This is a genomic window from Microbacterium sp. A8/3-1 (assembly GCF_040267695.1).
Lineage (GTDB): Bacteria > Actinomycetota > Actinomycetes > Actinomycetales > Microbacteriaceae > Microbacterium > Microbacterium luteolum.
Genome location: NZ_CP158357.1, coordinates 1,437,427 through 1,456,655, shown reverse-complemented (window position 1 = coordinate 1,456,655; position 19,229 = coordinate 1,437,427). Strand labels below are relative to the sequence as shown.

General features: G+C 70.7%; 20 protein-coding genes and 1 tRNA gene. 17 read left to right on the top strand and 4 right to left on the bottom strand.

From position 1 onward, the window contains the following. Positions 1-25: 25 nt before the first annotated feature. The 3 genes from ABS642_RS07305 (at position 26) to ABS642_RS07295 (ending at position 2,859) form a co-directional block, all read left to right on the top strand. Positions 26-625 (top strand): MazG family protein, encoded by a 600-nt coding sequence (locus tag ABS642_RS07305; protein WP_350353413.1) that lies wholly within the window; start codon positions 26-28, stop codon positions 623-625. A 72-nt stretch (positions 626-697) separates the two neighbouring features. Continuing rightward, complete coding sequence (locus tag ABS642_RS07300) at positions 698-1,969, top strand: ATP phosphoribosyltransferase regulatory subunit (RefSeq protein ID WP_350353412.1); 1,272 nt, start codon at positions 698-700, stop codon at positions 1,967-1,969. Positions 1,970-2,040: 71 nt separating this feature from the next. Then, the gene (locus tag ABS642_RS07295; protein ID WP_350352790.1) at positions 2,041-2,859 is read left to right on the top strand and encodes an SGNH/GDSL hydrolase family protein; all 819 of its coding nucleotides are present in this window, start codon (positions 2,041-2,043) and stop codon (positions 2,857-2,859) included. Here the strand turns inward: ABS642_RS07295 and ABS642_RS07290 are convergent. After that, positions 2,828-3,355, bottom strand: a complete 528-nt coding sequence (locus ABS642_RS07290; RefSeq protein ID WP_350352789.1) for a VOC family protein — start codon at positions 3,353-3,355, stop codon at positions 2,828-2,830. The two genes, ABS642_RS07295 and ABS642_RS07290, sit on opposite strands and share 32 nt — an antisense overlap. A gap of 94 nt (positions 3,356-3,449) precedes the next feature. On the opposite strand from ABS642_RS07290, the gene ABS642_RS07285 reads away from it, so the two are divergent. Continuing rightward, positions 3,450-4,316 carry a helix-turn-helix domain-containing protein gene (locus tag ABS642_RS07285; RefSeq protein ID WP_350352788.1) on the top strand — a complete coding sequence of 289 codons (867 nt, stop codon included), beginning with the start codon at positions 3,450-3,452 and terminating at the stop codon, positions 4,314-4,316. Here the strand turns inward: ABS642_RS07285 and ABS642_RS07280 are convergent. Together ABS642_RS07280 and ABS642_RS07275 are read right to left on the bottom strand one after the other, a co-directional pair. After that, a complete protein-coding gene (locus ABS642_RS07280; RefSeq protein ID WP_350352787.1) occupies positions 4,230-5,471 on the bottom strand; it encodes an APC family permease in 1,242 nt (413 codons plus the stop codon). The two genes, ABS642_RS07285 and ABS642_RS07280, sit on opposite strands and share 87 nt — an antisense overlap. Positions 5,472-5,512: 41 nt before the next feature. Next, positions 5,513-5,983: a DUF4442 domain-containing protein gene (locus ABS642_RS07275; protein WP_350352786.1), complete on the bottom strand. Its 471-nt coding sequence runs from the start codon at positions 5,981-5,983 to the stop codon at positions 5,513-5,515. A 107-nt stretch (positions 5,984-6,090) separates the two neighbouring features. Between ABS642_RS07275 and ABS642_RS07270 the strand changes: the two genes are divergently transcribed. The 11 genes from ABS642_RS07270 (at position 6,091) to ABS642_RS07220 (ending at position 16,498) form a co-directional block, all read left to right on the top strand. After that, the gene (locus tag ABS642_RS07270) at positions 6,091-6,489 is read left to right on the top strand and encodes a GntR family transcriptional regulator (protein ID WP_350352785.1); all 399 of its coding nucleotides are present in this window, start codon (positions 6,091-6,093) and stop codon (positions 6,487-6,489) included. Continuing rightward, on the top strand, positions 6,486-7,544 hold the full coding sequence (locus ABS642_RS07265) for a DUF1648 domain-containing protein (RefSeq protein ID WP_350352784.1): 1,059 nt from the start codon (positions 6,486-6,488) through the stop codon (positions 7,542-7,544). Before ABS642_RS07270 ends, ABS642_RS07265 begins: the two co-directional genes overlap by 4 nt. Continuing rightward, positions 7,541-8,494, top strand: a complete 954-nt coding sequence (locus ABS642_RS07260) for a type II CAAX endopeptidase family protein (RefSeq protein WP_350352783.1) — start codon at positions 7,541-7,543, stop codon at positions 8,492-8,494. Before ABS642_RS07265 ends, ABS642_RS07260 begins: the two co-directional genes overlap by 4 nt. A 31-nt stretch (positions 8,495-8,525) precedes the next feature. After that, positions 8,526-9,185 carry an O-methyltransferase gene (locus ABS642_RS07255; RefSeq protein ID WP_350352782.1) on the top strand — a complete coding sequence of 220 codons (660 nt, stop codon included), beginning with the start codon at positions 8,526-8,528 and terminating at the stop codon, positions 9,183-9,185. A 115-nt stretch (positions 9,186-9,300) separates the two neighbouring features. Continuing rightward, positions 9,301-10,581, top strand: coding sequence for a phosphopyruvate hydratase (gene eno / locus ABS642_RS07250; RefSeq protein WP_350352781.1), 1,281 nt, complete (start codon positions 9,301-9,303; stop codon positions 10,579-10,581). Positions 10,582-10,634: 53 nt separating this feature from the next. After that, the gene (locus ABS642_RS07245; protein WP_350352780.1) at positions 10,635-11,213 is read left to right on the top strand and encodes a septum formation initiator family protein; all 579 of its coding nucleotides are present in this window, start codon (positions 10,635-10,637) and stop codon (positions 11,211-11,213) included. Between the two features lie 47 nt (positions 11,214-11,260). Further along, positions 11,261-11,800 (top strand): DUF501 domain-containing protein, encoded by a 540-nt coding sequence (locus tag ABS642_RS07240; protein WP_350352779.1) that lies wholly within the window; start codon positions 11,261-11,263, stop codon positions 11,798-11,800. Between the two features lie 11 nt (positions 11,801-11,811). Then, complete coding sequence (locus ABS642_RS07235) at positions 11,812-13,092, top strand: S8 family serine peptidase (RefSeq protein ID WP_350352778.1); 1,281 nt, start codon at positions 11,812-11,814, stop codon at positions 13,090-13,092. Between the two features lie 38 nt (positions 13,093-13,130). Further along, positions 13,131-14,669: an FAD-dependent oxidoreductase gene (locus ABS642_RS07230; protein ID WP_350352777.1), complete on the top strand. Its 1,539-nt coding sequence runs from the start codon at positions 13,131-13,133 to the stop codon at positions 14,667-14,669. Positions 14,670-14,958: 289 nt separating this feature from the next. Then, positions 14,959-15,831, top strand: coding sequence for a cation-transporting ATPase (locus ABS642_RS07225; RefSeq protein ID WP_350352776.1), 873 nt, complete (start codon positions 14,959-14,961; stop codon positions 15,829-15,831). 13 nt (positions 15,832-15,844) lie between these two features. Continuing rightward, entirely contained in the window at positions 15,845-16,498 is a 654-nt protein-coding gene (locus ABS642_RS07220) for a DedA family protein (protein WP_350352775.1), read from the top strand. 6 nt (positions 16,499-16,504) lie between these two features. On the opposite strand, the gene ABS642_RS07215 is transcribed toward ABS642_RS07220, so the two are convergent. After that, a tRNA-Leu gene (locus ABS642_RS07215) sits at positions 16,505-16,580 on the bottom strand. 88 nt (positions 16,581-16,668) lie between these two features. Between ABS642_RS07215 and ABS642_RS07210 the strand changes: the two genes are divergently transcribed. Both ABS642_RS07210 and ABS642_RS07205 read left to right on the top strand, forming a co-directional pair. Continuing rightward, entirely contained in the window at positions 16,669-17,916 is a 1,248-nt protein-coding gene (locus ABS642_RS07210; protein ID WP_350352774.1) for an amino acid deaminase/aldolase, read from the top strand. Beyond that, the gene (locus ABS642_RS07205; RefSeq protein ID WP_350352773.1) at positions 17,913-19,226 is read left to right on the top strand and encodes a D-arabinono-1,4-lactone oxidase; all 1,314 of its coding nucleotides are present in this window, start codon (positions 17,913-17,915) and stop codon (positions 19,224-19,226) included. The genes ABS642_RS07210 and ABS642_RS07205 overlap by 4 nt, the downstream gene beginning before the upstream one ends. Positions 19,227-19,229 lie beyond the last annotated feature (3 nt).

Sequence of the window (19,229 nt, the reverse complement as noted above, 5' to 3'; positions counted from 1 at the left end):
TCCGCTGCGCGCCGCGGCCGAGACCATGCGCCAGGTGCGTGAGCGCTGCGTGTGGTCGCAGCGCATCACGCATCGCGATCTGGTCCCCTATCTGATCGAGGAGTCGCACGAGGTCATCGACGCGGTCGAGAGCGGCACCCGGGCCGACCTGCGCGAGGAGCTCGGCGACCTGCTCTGGCAGGTGCTGTTCCACGCGGCGATCGCGGCGCAGGACCCGGACGATCCCTTCGACATCGACGACGTCGCCGAGACCCTGACCGAGAAGATGGTGCGCCGGCATCCGCACGTCTTCGCCGGAGAGGTGGCGACGACGCCGGAAGAGGTCCTCGTGCACTGGAATGCGGCGAAGGCCGCCGAGAAGCGCACCAGGACGAGCGTGCTCGACGGCGTTCCCCGGGGGATGCCGGCGCTCGCGCTCGCGCAGAAGCTCGTGGGGCGGGCAGCGGGAGCGGGGATCGTGCCGCAGGCCGAGCCTGCCGCTCCGGCATCCGAGGCCGAGCTCGGAGACGCGCTCCTCGCACTGGTGGCGATGGCTCGCACCGAGGGCTGGGATGCGGAACGCGCGCTGCGCGAGAGACTGCGGATGCTGGAAGACGAGGTACGCGTCGCCGAAGCGGCGTCCTGACACCCGGAGGCTCGGCCGCCGCGCCGGACCTGGGAAGATGGGAGCGTGGCTACTGTGAACCCGCCGCGCGGCATGCGCGACATCCTCCCCGCCGACAAGGCCCGCCGTGAGCGTGTGCTCTCCGTCATCCGCGATCGCTACCTCGCGCACGGATTCGACGAGATCGAGACCCCGGTCGTGGAGGACTACGACCGTCTGCACGCCGGCATCGGCGGCGACAACGAGAAGCTGTCGTTCAACATCCTGCGGCGGGGCCTCGACGCCGACGCGATCCGCGAAGCGGCGGAGGACCCGGCCGAGCTGTCCGATCTCGGGCTGCGCTATGACCTGACCGTGCCGCTCGCCCGGTTCTACGCGAGCAACCGCGGGCAGCTTCCCGGCGTGTTCCGCTCCATCCAGATCGGGCCGGTCTGGCGCGCCGAGCGTCCGCAGAAGGGGCGCTACCGCCAGTTCGTGCAGTGCGACATCGACATCATCGGCGACGACTCCTCGCGCGCCGAGGCCGAGCTCATGGTCGCCTCCCTCGACGCGGTCGACGCGCTCGGACTCGAGGGCGCGACGGTGCGGATCAACGACCGGCGAGTGCTGGACTGGATGCTCGACAGCTTCGGCTTCACCGCCGACGAGCGCCCTGGCGTGCTGATCACGATCGACAAGCTCGACAAGATCGGCCCCGAGGGCGTCGGTGCCGAGCTCCGAGAGCGGGCTCTGCGTCAGGGGAGCAGCACGGATCCCGTCGACGCGTTCGAGGAGTTCCTGCGGCGTCCGCAGACCATGGAGTACAACCCGTACGGCGAGCGGCAGATCCGCAAGGCGCTGCCCGACGACGCGCCGGACGAGATTGTCGCGCACCTGGTCGGCATCGGCGACGCTGTCGCCGCCGGGCGCGCTTCGACAGAGCCGACCGAGATCCCGCTGGTCTTCGATCCGTTCCTCGTGCGGGGGATGGGCTACTACACGGGCACGATCTTCGAACTGGCACACCCCTCGGTCGCATACTCGCTCGGCGGCGGTGGACGCTACGACGGCATGATCGGCCGCTTCCTCGGCCAGCAGGTTCCCGCCGTCGGGTTCTCGCTCGGCTTCGAGCGCTTGGTCGACCTGGTCACCGCGGAACCGGATGCCGTGGCCGAGGCGGTCGTGCTCATCCACGACGCCGACGTGCCCGTGAGCGAGCTCGTCGCGCACAAGGCCCGCCTCATCGCGGGCGGCGCTCGGGTGCGTCTGGAGCGTCGGACCAAGAACCTCAAGGCGCTGCTCGAGCGCTCGGCTGCCGACGGCTACACCGCATTCGCGACCGTGTCGACAGGGGCGGGCGCGCTGGAGCTCAAGCCGCTGAACTGACGACGGGCGTACATGACCGTCCGGAGTGATCCGTTCACGCCGCGTTCACGCCGGTCGTGTCGAATCGTGGCGTGAGCCGTATCCGCGTCCTCGTGCTCCGGGGTCTTGTCACCGGTCTCTCGGTCGCCGCCGTCCTCGCCGGCATCTGCCTCGTCCTCACGCGGCAGGCGGCTCTCGCCCGGGCACGGATCGGGAAGCCGCTCGGCGAGGAGTCGCTGGATGCCGATCGCGTGTGGCGGGCAGCGCTCGACGGAGACCCGATCGACCTGCTCATCCTCGGCGACTCGATCGCGGCCGGCCTCGGAGCGGAACGGCGCAAGGAGACGCTGGGCGGGCGCCTCGCGAAGGGCACGGCACGACGGATGCGGCGCCCCGTGCGCCTGCACACCGCGGCGATCGTCGGCTCGGAGTCGCCGGACCTGCCCGCGCAGCTCGACGTGCTGCCGGAGGGCTACCGTCCGCAGGTCGCCGTAATCGTCGTGGGCGGAAACGACGTGACGCACCGCCTTCCGCCTTCGCTCTCGGCCCAGCATCTGCACGAGACGATCCGACGGCTGCGCGAGGTCGGCGCCGAGGTCGTCGTCGGCACCTGTCCCGACCTCGGCGCGCTGCGCCCGGTGCCGCAGCCGCTCCGGCGTCTGGCCTCCAGCATGTCGCGCCGTCTCGCCGACATCCAGGCGGAGACCGCGCGGCACGCGGGTGCCGAACCCGTCGATCTGCGCCGCGCCGTCGGGCCGATGTTCTTCGACGAGCCGGAGGCGATGTTCAGCCTCGACCGCTTCCACCCGAGCGCCCTCGGATACCGGCGCACGGCGGAGGCGCTGCTCCCTGCCGTGTGTCGGGCGGCCGAGGTCGCCGTCAGCTCGCGGCGTCCGCCGGTGCAGAGCTGAACGACTCGGCCCATTCGGCCACGCGACGGCTGCTCTCCTCATCGGAGATGTCCTCGACGCGGGTCATCACCGACCAGCGCACGCCGAACGGGTCGCGGATGCTGGCGTACCGGTCGCCCGACACGAACGGCGCCGGAGCTTCGCGTACGGTCGCTCCCGCCGCGACGGCCTTCTCGACCACGGCATCGACGTCGGACACGTACAGACCCATCGAGTAGCAGTCGTCGTCGCCTGCGGGTGCGGCGACCAGGTGGTAGTCGGGACTCGGCTCGCCGAGCTGGAGGAGTCCGAGCCCGAAGTCGAGGTCGGCGTGGGCGACGACGCCGCCGAACTCGGTCACGTCGACGACCCGCGCGCCGAAGACGTCCCGGTAGAACTCGATGGCCTGCTTCGCTCCGGGGATCGCGAGGAAGGGTGTGAGCGACGTCGCGCTGTTCGGTCGTCCGTCGGTCGTGTACGCGCCGTTGGCGCCGGTGGTGGGGGTCGCATCAGTCATGTCCTCACGGTAGGAGGGGCGGGATGCCGGCGGCTTGAAGATCCGCGCCAACCTCGGCCGCATCGGTGTCGGGGTCGGACCCTACGCTGGGCCCATGGTGAATCCGACCCGCGGCATCCTGTATCCGGCACGACTGCCGGAGTTCCATCGCCTGCCGGCGCCGGCCGATGCGGTGGAGCTCGTCACCTGGTTCTGGATCCCCGAGTGGGACATCGAGCCGGGGCGCTCGTCCCGGCAGGAGGTCGTCTCGTATCCCGCGCTCAACCTCGTGGTCGAGTCGGATGGGGTCGTGCTGTCGGGGGCGACGACCCGCGCGTCCCATCGGGACCTGCGCGGACGCGGCTGGGCGGTGGGCGCACTGCTGCGCCCCGCCGCGGTGGACGCGCTGATCGAGGAGCCGGCGCTGCTGATCGACTCGGAGGCACGGTTCGACGCGCCCGACCTGCTCGACGCCGTGAGCGCGGCCATGGGTTCGGGCGAGGGGCACAGGGAGCGTGCGGTGGCGGCGTTCTCCCGCTGGCTCCGCGAGCGGATCGGCCTGCCAGACGACGCGGCGCGTCAGGCGAACGCCCTGACCGACGTGCTGATGGGGGAGGACGCGGCGCTCACGCCCGAGGAGGCGGCGACGCGCCTGGCCGTGTCGGTGCGCACACTCCAGCGGATGACGCACCGGCACATCGGGTTGTCGCCCGCCGCGATGATCCGGCGCCGCCGTCTGCAGGAGGCCGCCCTGCTCGTCCGAGAGGAACCGGCGGCCGACCTCGCGACGATCGCGGCCGAGCTCGGCTACTCCGACCACGCGCACCTGACGAGGGACTTCCGGGCCGTGCTCGGGATCGCGCCGCGGACGTACCGCTCGGAGTCAGCAGCGGAGTCAGCTGCCGAGTCGGCGACCGGCGAGGTGCAGGCGCAGCATCCGATACCCGACGCCGAGGACGACGACGGCCGTCCCGACGAGTGAGGCGATGACCGGCAGGCTGTTCACGAGCACCAGGCAGCCGAGCGCTCCGACGACCTGCAGCACGCGCGGATAGCGGCGCGCTGCTCCTGTCTGGCGGAAGGCAGCCGCATTCGCGATCAGGTAGTACAGCAGCACGCCGAAGGAGGAGAACCCGATGGCGTCGCGGAGATCCGCGACGAGCACGATGACGATGACGATCGCGGCGATCACGATCTCGGCGCGCTGCGGCACCTGATGACGCTCGTCGACCTTCGCCAGGAACCGCGGCACGTCGCTCTCCCGAGCCATCGCGAGGGTCGTGCGGCCGATGCCCGTGAGCAGGGCGAGCAGCGCGCCGAGAGAGGCGGCGGCCGCGGCCACCCGGATGAGCGGTGCCAGTGCGGGCCAGCCGGCGGCGACGAGAAGATCGGCCAGCGGTGCGGTCGATGAGGCGGCATCGGCCCCGAGCACGAGGATGACCGCGAGGCCCACCAGGGCGTAGACGACGACCGCGCCGCCGAGGGCGAGGACGATGGCGCGGGGGATCGTACGGGCGGGGTCGACGACCTCTTCACCCATGGTCGCGATCCGCGCGTAGCCGGCGAACGCGAAGAACAGCAGCCCGGCTCCCTGCAGCACGCCGTATGCCGAGGCATCCGGGAGTGGGGGAGGCGAGGCCGCGGAGGCCGACCCGAATCCGACCGCGACCGTGACGGCGAGGCCGAGCAGCGAGCACGCGACGAGGATCCGGGTCAGGAGGGCTGTGCGGGTCACGCCGAAACAGTTGACCGTGGCGAGCGCCGCGACAGCGACGACGGCGACCGGTATCTGCCAGCCCTCGGGAGCTGCGTACGCGGCGAACGTCATCGCCATCGCCGCGCAGCTCGCGATCTTGCCGATCACGAAACTCCACCCCGCGATGAATCCCCACCACGGCCCGATCTCCGCGCGGGCGTAGGCGTAGGTTCCGCCGGCGACGGGATGCACGGCCGCGAGCTGGGCCGACGAGGTGGCGTTGCAGAACGCCACGACGGCGGCGATCGCGAGAGCGATGAGGATGCCGCTGCCGGCGACGCCCATCGCGGGGGCCCACACCGCGAACACGCCGGCGCCGATCATCGAACCCAGGCCGATCGCGACGGCGTCTCCGAGCGTCAGTCGGCGGGCGAGGGGCATGGCGACATCGTCGCATGCCCGGGTGAACGGCAGGGGCCGGGTCAGCTCCCCGCCGCGGTGACCCGCTTCTTCTCGCGGATGTAGACCTCCCGGCGCACCTTCGCGACGACGTCGCCGTCGCGGTCGGTGATGACGGTCTCGAACCACTCGAGCACCTTCGCTCCGCCTCGGGCGCGCTCGCGGATCTCGTCGGCCTTCTCCTTCGACACCTCGAACTCGGCGGTGAGCACGCCGCGACCGGGCTTGAGGAACTCGATCTCGCCGCGGGTGTCCCACACGACGTGGTCGCGTCCGAGCTGATGCATCACCAGCATGAAGAAGTAGGGGTCGGTCATCGCCGACATCGAGCCGCCGAAAGCCGTCTTGACGTAGTTGCGGGTGAACACGTTCACGTGGAGCTCGACGGTCGCGTGGGTCCAGTCGTCGCTGAACCGGCGGATGCGGATGCCGCTGAAGAGGTTCGGAATCCAGAGACTCATGCCGATCGCGAGTCGGCGGGGAGTGATGCGCATGGCGTCAGTGTCCCGGATGCACCGCGCGCCGACCAAGGCGACTGGAGGGTTGCCACAGTTGTTCTAGTTCAATTAGAATAAGTAGCGATTCGAGAGGAGGAGTGCCGATGCTGATCCGAGTCGACACCGACAGTCCCCGACCGCTGTACGACCAGGTCGCGGCGTCCATCCGCTCCGACATCCTCGCCGGCGCGCTCGTGCCCGGAGATCGTCTGCCGGCGGCGCGCGACGTCGCCGAGGCCCTCGACATCAACCAGCACACCGTTCTCCACGCCTACCAGCGGCTGCGCGACGAGGGCCTCGTCGATCTCCGCCGGGGCAGGGGAGCCGTGATCGCGGCGTCGGCGGCACCGCTCGCCGAGCTCGCGCAGGACATCGACGCGCTGGTGCGTCGAGCCGGTGCCCTCGGCGTCTCCGCCGAGACGCTCGCGGGGATCGTGCACGCGCATCGTGATCCTCGCTCAGAGACGAAAACCCCCAGGAACCCCGAGGAGGTCTCGCCATGACCGCAGACAACCCGACCCGCACACCTCCGTCGCCGCTTCGCCGCGCGCGTCTCACCTTCTTCCTCGTCGCCGTGGTCGTGCCCATCGTGGTCTCGGCCATCGGCGTCGTCGTGCTCCTCGCCTGGCTGCCGTCGATGCCCGACCAGGTGGCGATCCACTGGGGTGTCGACGGTGCCGACGGGTTCGGACCGGCATCCACCTATGTCTGGATCCTGCTCGGCGTCGGCCTGGTGTTCCCCCTGCTCATGGCGATCATCACGCTCGCCGCGGTGGGCGCGCAGTGGGGCGGTGCCGCGCGGCTCATGGGTGCGCTCGCCGCGGGCATGGCCGCTTTCGCCACCGTGCTGAGTCTCGGCTCGCTGGCGATGCAGCGCCACCTGGCAGCCGGGGCCGACGTGCCGGGCATCGGCCTCGTGCTGGCCGGATCCTTCGCCGCGCTCGCGGCCGTCGGTGCCGTCGCCTGGGCGGTGCAGCCGCAGGTGCGTCCTGAATCGGGGCCCACGCTCGAACCGCGTCAGGCCGTGCGCATCGCCGAGGGGGAGCGCGTCGTCTGGCTGGCCACGACCTCGATGCCGCGTGCCGCGGTCTCGGCCCTCCTGCTGCTCCTGTTCGCGCTCGTCGCGCTCGCGGCCTTCATGCTCGGTACGGGTGTGCAGGGCGGATGGGTCGTCGCGGTCGTGGTGGTCGTCGTCGCGTTCGCGATGGTCGCGACCACGGCGTTCCGAGTGCGCGTGACACCCGAGGGATTTGCCGCGAGAGCCCTCATCGGCTGGCCGCGCATCACGATCCCGCTCGACGAGGTCGAGTCGGCGCGTGCCGTCGACGTCTCGCCCTTCGGCGAGTTCGGCGGCTGGGGCTGGCGCATCGGCCTGGACGGGCGGACCGGCATCGTGACCCGTCGGGGATCAGCGATCGAGGTCGAGCGTCGCGGCCGACCGCCGTTCCTCGTCACGATCGACGGCGCCGAAGAGGCAGCAGCCCTGCTGCAGACGTTCGTCGACCGTGCACGCCCCCACGGCGCACCCCGGACCGACCAGGGAAAGGCGACCTCATGAACCACTCCGCACTGCTCGAGACCCGGCGGGTGCCCTGGTCGGCTGTCATCGTGTTCACGGTGCTCGCGTGCGGTCTCGCCTGGCTGGTCGCGCTGCCGCTGTGGCTGGGTGACGGTCTCGCCGAACCGCTGGCCGGGGCGCTGCTGCCGGCGATGATGCTGACGCCCGCCATCGCCGCGCTGATCGTCACCTTCGCGATGCGCTTCCCTGCGCGAGGGGAGCGTGCCCGATTCCTGGGGCTGTGGCCGCTGCGGCCCGCTAAGCGGGTCGTCTGGCTGATGGTCGCGGCCTGGCTGGTGCCACCGTTTCTGGTCGCGCTGACCGTCCTCGTGTCGGCCGCCCTCGGCTTCGTCCGACTCGACCTCACGTTCGCGGCCTTCGCGGTCGAGCTCCAGAAGGCTCTGCCTGCGGGGTCGCCGATGCCCCCGGTCGAGGTGGTCGTGTTCGCGCAGATCGCGATGATCCCCTTCGCGGCGCTCCTGAACGCGATCCCCGCGTTCGGCGAGGAGCTCGGCTGGCGGGGGTGGCTCGTTCCCGCCCTCCGTCCGCTCGGCACGTGGCCGACGCTGCTCCTCAGCGGCGCCATCTGGGGCTTCTGGCACAGCCCGATCATCCTCCTCGGCTACAACTTCGGCCGCACCGACCTGAGCGGCGTGCTCCTGATGATCGGCGGATGCGTCGCCTGGGGCATCCTGCTCGGCTGGCTCCGGCTGCGCTCCGCATCGGTCTGGCCGGCGGTCATCGCGCACGGGTCGCTCAACGCGGCCGCAGGGCTCATCGTGATCTTCGCGGCGGCGAAGCCTGATCTGGCGCTCGCGGGACCGCTCGGGGTCGCCGGCTGGATCGTCCTCGCCGTCGTGATCGCGGTCCTCGTGGCCACCGGGCAGTTCCGGCGACAGCCCGAACTCGCCGGTGCACCGGGAAGGCTGCTCTCCGCCCCGCGCTCTTGACGCGCCGCCGAGCCGGCGGTTGGCTGAGGGAATGGAATCCACTCCCGCAGCCTGGTCGCAGGCCGACGCCTTCCTCGCCGACACGCTCGTCGGACACGACCCGGCCCTGGAGGCGGCGCTGGAGGCGCAGCGGGCCGCCGGCCTCCCCGAGATCGAGGTGGCTCCGGTGGCCGGTAAGCTGCTCGACCTCCTCGTCCGCATCAGCGGCGCGCGCCGGGTGCTCGAGATCGGCACGCTCGGCGGGTACTCCACGATCTGGCTGGCCCGCGCGGTCGGCCCGGAGGGGCGGGTCGTGACGATCGAGGCTGAGGCGGACAACGCCGCCGTCGCGCGCGCCAGCATCGATGCCGCCGGTGTGGGCGATCGTGTCGACATCCGCATCGGCCGGGGCGCCGACGTGCTGCCGACCCTGGTCGCCGGATTCGACCTGGTCTTCATCGACGCCGACAAGGAGTCCAACACCGTCTACCTCGACTGGGCCGCGAAGCTGGGCCACCCCGGGACGGTGATCGTGCTCGACAACATCGGTCGCGAGGGCGAGATCGTGCGCGAGGACTCGACGGATTCGAAGGTGATCGGCACCCGCGACGGACTGCGGATGCTGGGCGACGATCCGCGGTTCGACGCGACGGCTCTGCAGACGGTCGGCGCCAAGGGCTGGGACGGCGTCGCCCTAGCGCTCGTCGTCTGACCGGCGTTCCCCGAACCCCGGGGGCGGGTCCCTGAGCCCGAGGAAGGGCCGGGCTAGACTGAGCGCGGACCGACGACGCTCCACACAACCTTTTCTCTGAGCAAGGAGCACATCAGTGGCACTGATCGAGGCTGTAGGCGCACGCGAGATTCTCGACTCGCGCGGAAACCCGACCGTCGAGGTGGAGGTGCTCCTCGACGATGGCATCGTCCAGCGGGCCGCCGTCCCCTCCGGTGCATCCACCGGTGCGTTCGAGGCGTACGAGCTCCGCGACGGCGACAAGAGCCGCTACGGCGGCAAGGGCGTGCTGAAGGCCGTCGAAGCCATCATCGACGAGCTGGGCCCGGCCATCGAGGGCGTCGAGGCGAGCGAGCAGCGCATCGTCGACGAGATCCTCATCGAGGTCGACGGCACCGAGAACAAGAAGCGCGTCGGCGCGAACGCCATCCTCGGCGTGAGCCTCGCGGTCTCCAAGGCCGCCGCCGACTCGGCCGACCTTCCCCTGTTCCGCTACCTCGGCGGCCCGAACGCGCACGTGCTGCCCGTTCCGCTGTTCAACGTCATCAACGGCGGCGAGCACGCCGACAACGGCATCGACATGCAGGAGTTCTTCCTGGCGCCGATCGGCGCCGAGACCTACTCCGAGGCGCTGCGCTGGGGCGTGGAGACGTACCACGTCCTGCGCTCCGAGCTGAAGGCCGCCGGCTACGCCACGGGCCTCGGCGACGAGGGCGGCTTCGCCCCCGACCTGCCCAGCAACCGCGAGGGCCTCGACTTCCTGGTCAAGGCGATCGAGAAGGCCGGCTTCACGCCCGGATCCGACATCGCCCTCGGCCTCGACGTCGCCGCCACCGAGTTCTTCAAGGACGGCGTCTACCGCCTCGACAACAAGGACTGGGATGCCGAAGCGCTGACCGAGTACTACGTCGGCCTGGTCAACGACTTCCCGATCGTCACGATCGAGGATGCCCTCGCCGAGGACGACTGGGACAACTGGAAGCACCTCACCGACGTGCTCGGCTCGCGCGTCCAGCTCGTGGGCGACGACCTGTTCGTCACGAATCCGGAGCGCCTCGCCGACGGCATCAAGCGCGGCGTCGCGAACTCCCTGCTCGTGAAGGTCAACCAGATCGGCACGCTCACCGAGACGTTCGACGCGGTCAGCCTGGCGCAGCGTTCGGGCTACACGGCGATGCTCTCGCACCGCTCGGGTGAGACCGAGGACACCACGATCGCCGACCTCGTCGTCGCGACGAACGCGGGTCAGATCAAGGCGGGTGCGCCTGCGCGCAGCGAGCGCGTCGCGAAGTACAATCAGCTTCTGCGCATCGAGGAGGAGCTCGGCGACGCCGCGGTCTTCGCCGGGCGTTCGGCCTTCCCGCGCTACCAGGGCTGAGCAAGACAGAAGAGTCAGATTCACACCGCTGAGCGGTGACCGGAGGAGGAGCCGTGGCACGACGACCGGCTCCTCCTTCGGCGTCTCCGAAGGCGTCAGCGCCCCCACAGGCGACCGCGAAGAAGGGACGCGCGAAGGCGAACCTCCGAGCGGCATCCGCGCCCGCCGCGTCGCGGAAGCGCACGCGGGGGAGCTCTCAGCGCGTCGATGTGCGCGAGTGGGCCTCCGGCATCCGTCTCTCCGCTTTCTCCGTGATCATGCTGTCCCTCGTCGTGCTGGGGGCGTGGGTGCTCGTGCCGACGCTCGGCACCTTCATCGACCAGCGGCAGAAGATCGCAGCGCTCGAGGCCTCGGTGAAGGTCAGCGAGGACGAGATCGCCGACCTGATCGCCGAGCGCGAGCGCTGGAGCGATCCCGCCTACATCACGACGCAGGCCCGTGAGCGCCTCTACTACGTGAAGCCGGGGGAGGTCGTCTACCTGATCGACAACGACCTCGACCCCTCCGCGCTCCCGCGCGAGCAGGACCCGATCAGCGCCACCCTCGAGGAGAAGCCGGCGGACTGGATGCCGCAGCTGCTGCGCACCCTCGTCTCGACCGGGCTCAGCGACACGGCGGCCGTCGTTCCCTGAGTGTTCGCTCCGAGCATCCTCCCTGGCGGCTCCCCTACGCTGGTGTGGTGACCACGCCGCCCTTCCCCGCACCCACGCCCGCCGAGCTCGCCGTCGTCTCGGCGCAGCTCGGGCGCCCTGCACGCGGAGTGGTCGGCATTGCGGCGCGGTGCGCCTGCGGCAATCCGACGGTCGTCGCCACGACGCCGCGTCTGCCCGACGGCACGCCGTTCCCGACTTTCTACTACCTGACGCACCCGTCCGCCACGGCGGCGATGTCGACCCTCGAGGCCACGCAGGTGATGCCGGAGCTCGCGGCGCTCCTCACCGACGACGAGGCGATCGCAGCGGGATACCTCGCGGCGCACGAGGCGTATCTGTCCGATCGCGGCCGGTTCGGCGAGGTGCCGGAGATCGACGGCATCTCGGCCGGCGGCATGCCCACCCGCGTCAAGTGCCTGCACGCCCTCGCCGGCCATGCGCTCGCGGCAGGGCCGGGAGTGAACCCGATCGGAGACATCGCTCTCGAACGATCCTCGTGGTCTCCTGCGGTGTGCCGCTGCGAGGACCCCGGCGCGGCGATCCGCGACGAGGCGCGGTCGGCGTGAGCCCACGGCGGATGCTGCGAAATGTCACGGCCATCGCGGTCGTGGCGGCATCCGTCCTGCTCCTGGGGGCGACGGCGACGCCTCCGCCGATCCCCGACGACCCCACCGATCCCGTGCGCGCGTCGGAGTACTGGCTCGACGGGGCCAAGATCCGCGAGGCGTGGAAGACGACCAGAGGTGCCGGCGTCACGATCGCGGTGATCGACACGGGAATCGGCAAGGTGCCGCAGACGTTCGGCGATGCGGTGGTCGGCGGGACCGACGTCTCCGGAACGGGCACGCCCGACGGCCGCACCCCGGTCGGAGCGGTCGACGGCAATCACGGGTCCTGGGTCGCCTCCCTCGCCGCGGGACGAGGTGCCCCCGACGGCAAGGGCATGATCGGCGTCGCGCCCGAGGCGAACCTCCTCTCCATCTCCGTGGGCTTCGGTGCCGCTGCGGCCGTGCCGTTCACCGAGCAGGTCGCCAAGGCGATGCGCTGGGCCGTCGACAACGGCGCCGACGTGATCAACCTGTCGTTCACGACGAACACGCTCGACTGGGACGAGAGCTGGGACGACGCGTTCCTGTACGCCTTCGAGCACGATGTCGTCGTCGTGGTCGCCGCGGGCAACCGGGGGAGCGGCACCGACATCATCGGTGCGCCGGCAACGATCCCCGGCGTCCTGACAGTCGGCGGCGTCGACCAGACGGGCACGGCCAGCATCGAGGCGTCCACGCAGGGCATCACGATCGGCATCTCCGCTCCCAGCGAGGGGCTGCTGGGCGTGTCCGCGAACGGCGAGGTCGTCTCCTGGAGAGGCACCAGCGGGGCCGCCCCGATCGTGGCAGGCGTCGCGGCGCTGATCCGCTCCGCGCATCCCGACATCAAGGCGATCGACGTCATCAACCGGATCATCAAGACCGCGATGCCCGTCGCGGACGCCGTGAAACCGAGGGATCCGCTGTACGGGTTCGGCCTCGTGGACGCGGCGGCGGCGATCTCCGCCGACATCGCCGCGGTGGACAAGAACCCGATGGGGGATCTCGCCGAATGGATCCACTTCTTCCGCCGCGCGAAGACCGAGCCGCAGCCCGAACCGACGGTCACTCCGGTCGCCGTCGAGCCCCTTCCGGATGCCGACGCTCCCACCGAGGCGGGCTCACCGCTGCTTCCCAGCGCTGATTCGCTGCGCTACGGTACCCTGCCGCTCATCGCGCTCACAGTCCCTGGTATCCTGATAGCGCTTGGCGTCACCGCAGCTGCCCGGCGCATCCGATCGGCGCGCGTTTCTCGTACGCCACATTCCTGACTCCAAGGAGTTGTTCCCCTGTGCCTCAGAACAGCACTGTGCCCAAGATTCTGATCGTCGGTGGAGGCTACGCGGGCTTCTACAGCGCGTGGAAGCTCGAGAAGCACCTGCGCAAGGGCGAGGCGGAGGTGACCATGGTCGACCCGCTGCCGTACATGACCTACCAGCCGTTCCTGCCCGAGGTCGCTGCGGGCTCGATCGAGGCTCGGCACTCCGTGGTCGCGCATCGTCGTCACCTCAAGCGTACGAACGTGATCACCGCCAAGGTGACCAACATCAACCACGCGGAGAAGACCGCGACGATCACGCCGCCGCTGGGTGAGTCGTACGAGTTCGCGTACGACCAGATCGTCGTGACCGCCGGTGCCGTGTCGCGCACGTTCCCGATCCCCGGCATCGCCGACAACGCGATCGGCCTCAAGACGATCGAGGAGGCCGTCGCGATCCGCGACCGCCTGATGTCGAACTTCGACAAGGCTGCTTCCCTGCCCGCGGGCCCCGCACGCGACCGTCTGCTCACGGTCGTCGTCGTCGGTGGTGGGTTCGCCGGCATCGAGGTGTTCGCCGAGCTGCGTTCGCTCGCCTCGTCGCTCGTCTCCAAGTACCCGCAGCTGACGTTCGATGACACGCACTTCCACCTCATCGAGGCCATGGGCCGCATCATGCCCGAGGTCTCGCTGAAGACGAGCGAGTGGGTCCTCAAGGACCTCGCCAAGCGCGGCGCGAACGTGCACCTCGACACGCAGCTCACCAGCGCGGTCGACGGCGACGTCGAGCTCTCGACCGGCGAGGTCATCCCGACCGACCTGATCGTGTGGACCGCCGGTGTCATGGCGAACCCGACCGTCGTCCGCGGCGGCGACCTGCCTGTCGAGGAGCGCGGTCGTATCCAGACCCGCGCCGACCTGCGGGTCGGCACCCCGGAGGCCTTCGTCGAGGGCGCCTGGGCTGCCGGTGACGTCTCGGCCGTCCCCGACCTCTCGGGTGGCGGCGTCGGCGGCTTCTGCGTGCCGAACGCCCAGCACGCGGTCCGTCAGGCGAAGCTGCTCGCGAAGAACATCGTGGCCGTGCTCCGCGGGGAGACCCCGAGGGAGTACTTCCACAAGAACATGGGCGCCGTGGCCGGTCTCGGCCTGTACAACGGTGTCTTCCAGTCCGGCAAGATCGCGCTCAAGGGCTTCGTCGCCTGGGTCGCCCACCGCGGCTACCACGGTCTCGCGATGCCGACGTGGGAGCGAAAGTTCCGTGTCGTCTGGGGCTGGTGGAACAACCTGTGGCTCGGCCGCGACCTGGTGAACTTGGAGACGGTGCAGAACCCGCGCTACGTCTTCGAGGAGTTCGCCGCGCGTCCGCGCGCTGCCGCTCCCGCGGCTCCCGCCGTTCCCGCCTCGCCGTCGTCGGATGCTGCGACGACCACCGCTGCCGTCGCGGGCAAGGTTCCCGACGACAAGGCTCCGGTCGACGCCGCTCCGGCCGAGAAGGCTCCGGCTGCCGAGAAGGCTCCGGCCGCGAAGAAGGCACCGGCCAAGAAGGCTCCGGCCAAGAAGGCGGTCGCCGAGAAGGTCGCCGTCAAGTAGTTCCACGGCTCCGCCCGTCCGAACAGCCCTCCCTTTCCGGGAGGGCTGTTCGCGTCTGAGGGTGCGGCATGGAGGTCACGCATAGCTAGGTTCCGTAGAGTCGAGCGCGCAAGGGGAGTACTCCCGTCTGCGGCGGAGTCGTCATTACGGACACGAGATCGTGTCCCGGCCCGTCGGCCCGAAGGGTGGAGGAGACCTTGGCACCCGCTCTGCGGGCTGCCTCGACTCTTGCCGTCGTCCGACGTCGTGGAATCCCGGTGGTCCGCACCGCCCCACGAAAGGGACCACCATGGGAAAGCTCTCCCGCCTGATCGGCATCGCCTCCGACGCCCTGGAGAAGAACAGCGGCTCCGCCCGCAGCGGCGATCCCGCCGGCGGGTCCCGGTCGTCGACGGACTGGAGCGGCATGCTCCGCGGCGCCGTCGACGCCGTTCGAGGACCGTCGGACGCGTCACGCGCCGACGGGGCACGCCCCGCCGCGCCGGCTGCGCCGCCGGCATCCGCCGATCCGTACGCACCGCCGCCCGCTCCCGGCGACGCTGGGGCTACCCGAGCCGGTTCGGTGGCGAGCGATGCGGACCGCGCCGCGATCGCCCGCTACGACTACCTGCTCCAGACCGCCGATCCGCAGCGCATCGAGCAGATCCACCGTGACGCGTTCGCGCGCCTCACGCCGCAGCAGCGGGAGCTCGTCGAGGAGCGGGTGCGCGACGAACTCGCGCCAGGGGAGCGGCCGCGTTCGTCCTCGCCCGACGACCTCGCCCGTGCGGCGGGTCGAGCCGAGGCGATGCGCCCTGGTCGGATGCGGGGACTGCTGTCCCGCGTGCGCGGCGGCGGTGCCGGAGGTGCGGCCGTCATGGCGGGCGGTGCGGCCGTCGGTGTGCTCGGCGCGGTCGCGGGCGGTGCCGTGCTCAGCGCCGTCGCCGCGCCGATCCTGGAGCAGGCGGCGGGACTCGGAGTCGATTTCAGCGCGCTGGCTGAGGGCGTCGATCTCGAGGCCCTCGCCTCGGGCGTCGACATCGGTGGCTTCACGGGCGGTGCGGAAGAGCTGATGGGATCCGCCGGCGAGGCGGTGTCCGGCCTGGGGGAGACCGCGACCGGCTGGGGCGAGAAGCTCGGCGACCTCGGAATCCCGGGCATCGGCGATATCTTCGGCCGCTGAGAGGCGAGCATCGATGACTGCTGATCACGGCTTCACCGGCCTGACCGGGTTCGCAGCCGACGTCCTCACGTCTCTCGGCGACATCGGCGTCGGGGTGCTGGTCTTCCTCGAGGTGCTCGTCCCGCCGATCCCGAGCGAGGTGATCCTGCCCTTCGCCGGCTACCTCAGTCAGAGCGGTCAGCTGAACCTCGGCTGGCTGTTCTTCTGGAGCACGCTGGCATCCTGGCTCGGAGCGCTGCTCCTGTACGGGCTGGGATCCGCCATCGGCATGCAGCGGGCGATCCGACTGCTCGCCGCGACGCGGCTCGTCAGTCGAACGGATCTGGAACGCGGTGCGGACTGGTTCGCGCGGAGCGGCGCGTGGACCGTGCTGGTCGGCCGGATGGTGCCGGGCGTGCGCAGCCTCATCTCGCTCCCGGCCGGGGCGTCGCGCATGAATCTGCTGACGTTCAGCATCTACACGATCCTCGGCAGCGGTCTGTGGAATGCGCTGCTCCTGGGAGTCGGTGCCGCACTCGGCACGCAGCACGAGCAGCTCGAGCAGTACCTCGGGTACCTCGACTACGTCGTCTACGGCGCGATCGCGATCGCGCTGGTGGTCCTGGTCGTGCGTCGGCTGCGGGAGGGGGCGGCAGCCCGACGCGAGACCGTCCGGGTCGACGACTGAGGATCGTGGTGCCCCCGCTGGGACTCGAACCCAGACTGAAGCGATTTTAAGTCGCCTGCCTCTGCCATTGGGCTACGGGGGCCACGCCGTCAGCCTAGCGGCGACCACCCCGGGTGCGACGGGGTGCCGCCGGACGTGATCCTGAGTCCGCGAAGCCATAAGGTGGGGGAGTGCTCGACCTCACCGAAGAACTGAGCCCCGTTCCGGGTGCCCCCGTGGTAGCTCCCGAGTGGCAGGACCCCGCTCGCTACTGGCCTCGCCTGTCTGCCGCGACTCAGCACCTGCCCGCCCCGGTCGCGGTGATCGACCGGGAGGCGCTGCGCTACAACGCGATGGACCTCCTGGTGCGCTCCGGCGGCCTGCCCATCCGCGTCGCATCCAAATCGGTGCGCGTGCGTGCAGTCCTGGATGCCGTCCTGAAGCTCCCCGGATACCGCGGCATCCTCGCCTTCACGCTCGCGGAGGCCCTGTGGCTCGCCGAGACCCACGACGACATCGTGCTCGCGTACCCCACCGTCGACCGGGGGAGCCTCGCGGCCCTGTTCGCGGATGAGCAGGCCGCGCAGCGCATCACGCTCATGGTCGACGACCTGGCGCACCTCGACCTGATCGACAGCATTAAGGGTCCGGGCGAACGTCCGGAGATCCGCGTCGCGGTCGACGTCGACGCCTCGTGGAAGTCGTCCCTCCTGGGGCACATCGGCGTTCGGCGTTCCGCGCTCTTCACCGCAGGCGAGGTCGCCGGCTTCGCGCGGAAGGTCATCGCGCGTCCCGGGTTCCGGCTCGTCGGGCTGCAGATGTACGACGCGCAGATCGCCGGTCAGGGCGATGATGCCGGGTCCGATGCGCCGCTGATCCGCATGGTGCAGGCCCGGTCGCGCGCCGAGCTGCGCGAGCGCCGGGCGGCGATCGTCGAGGCCGTCACGGCCCTCGCGCCGATGGAATTCCTCAACGGCGGAGGCACGGGGTCACTCGAGTTCACCGGCAGCGACGAGTCCCTCACCGAGGCGAGTGCCGGCAGCGGGCTCCTCGGCGGTCATCTGTTCGACGGCTATCGGTCGTTCCAACCGGCTCCGGCATCCGCCTTCGCCTTCGACGTCGTCCGCCGCCCTGCGGCCGACATCGCGACCGTGCTCGGCGGCGGATGGATCGCCTCCGGTCCGCCGGTCGCGTCGCGTCAGCCGAAGCCGGTCTGGCCGGAGGGCCTCCGCACCCTGCCGCGCGAGGCTGCCGGCGAGGTCCAGACTCCGCTGCAAGGCCCGGCGGCGACCTCTCTCGGCGTGGGGGACCGGGTCTGGTTCCGGCACGCGAAGAGCGGCGAGCCGGCCGAGCGGATCGAGAGGTACCACCTCGTGTCGGGCGACGAGATCATCGACGAGCTGCCGACCTACCGCGGCGAGGGGAAGGCGTTCCTGTGACGAGAATCGGCGGCACCTGGCAGAACTGGGCGCGGTCGGCGTCGGTCCGTCCCGTGCGCGTGGAGCGCCCGCGCAGCCCGGAGGGCGTGCAGCGGGCGGTGATCGCCGCCGTGCACCACGGGCTCACGGTCAAGGCCGTCGGTGCCGGTCACAGCTTCACAGGCATCGCCGTCGCGCCGGGCGTGCTGCTGGAGCTCGACGACATGCAGGGCCTGGTCTCGGCGGATGCCGCCACGGGGCGCGTGACCCTCCTCGCCGGCACGCGGCTGCACCGGATCCCGGCGCTCCTCGCCCCGTTCGGTCTGGCGATGGAGAACCTCGGAGACATCGATCGGCAGTCGATCTCCGGGGCGATCTCGACCGGCACTCACGGCACCGGCGCGGGGTACGGCGGTCTCGCCACCCAGGTCGTCGGCCTCACGATCATCACGGCCGCCGGCGAGTTCCTCCGCATCGACGAGCAGCAGAACAGTGAGCTGCTGCCCGCCGCCGCGCTCGGGCTCGGCGCCCTCGGGGTCATCGTCGAGGTCACCCTGCAGTGCGTTCCGAGGTTCGTCATGCACGCGGTCGACGAGCCCCTGCCGCTGGAGGACGTGCTCGATCAGCTCGAGAGCCACGTCTCGGCATCCGACCATTTCGAGTTCTACTGGTTCCCGCACACCGATGTCGCGCTCACCAAGCGGCAGTCCCGTCTGCCCGAATCGGCCGTGCGCAAGCCGCTCCCGGTGCTGGGCAAGTGGGTCGATGAGACCCTTCTGTCCAACGGCGTCTACCGGTTGGTGTGCGCGGCAGGACAGCTGGTCCCGGCCGTCACCCCGCCGTTCAGCCGACTCGCGGTGAAGCTCACCGGAGACCGCGAGTACACCGATCTCTCGAACCGCGTCCTCACGCAGAGCCGCACCGTGCGCTTCCGCGAGATGGAGTACGCGATCCCGGCCGAGAACGTCGTGCCCGCCTTCCGTGCCGTGCAAGAGCTCATCGAACGCCAGGGGTGGCGCATCGAGTTCCCCGTCGAGGTGCGCTTCGCCGCCGAGGACGACCGATGGCTCTCCACGGCGCACGGCAGGGCGAGCGCGTACATCGCGGTCCACCGCTACTGGCGTGCCGACCCGACCGAGTACTTCGGCGCGGTGGAGGCCATCATGCGGGAGCACGGCGGACGGCCGCACTGGGGCAAGCTCCACACGCAGTCCGCAGACACGCTGCGCGAGCGCTACCCGCGGTTCGACGACTTCCTCGCCGTGCGCGACCGCCTGGATCCGGAGCGTCGGTTCGGCAACCGGTACCTCGAGCGCGTGCTCGGCGATTGACAC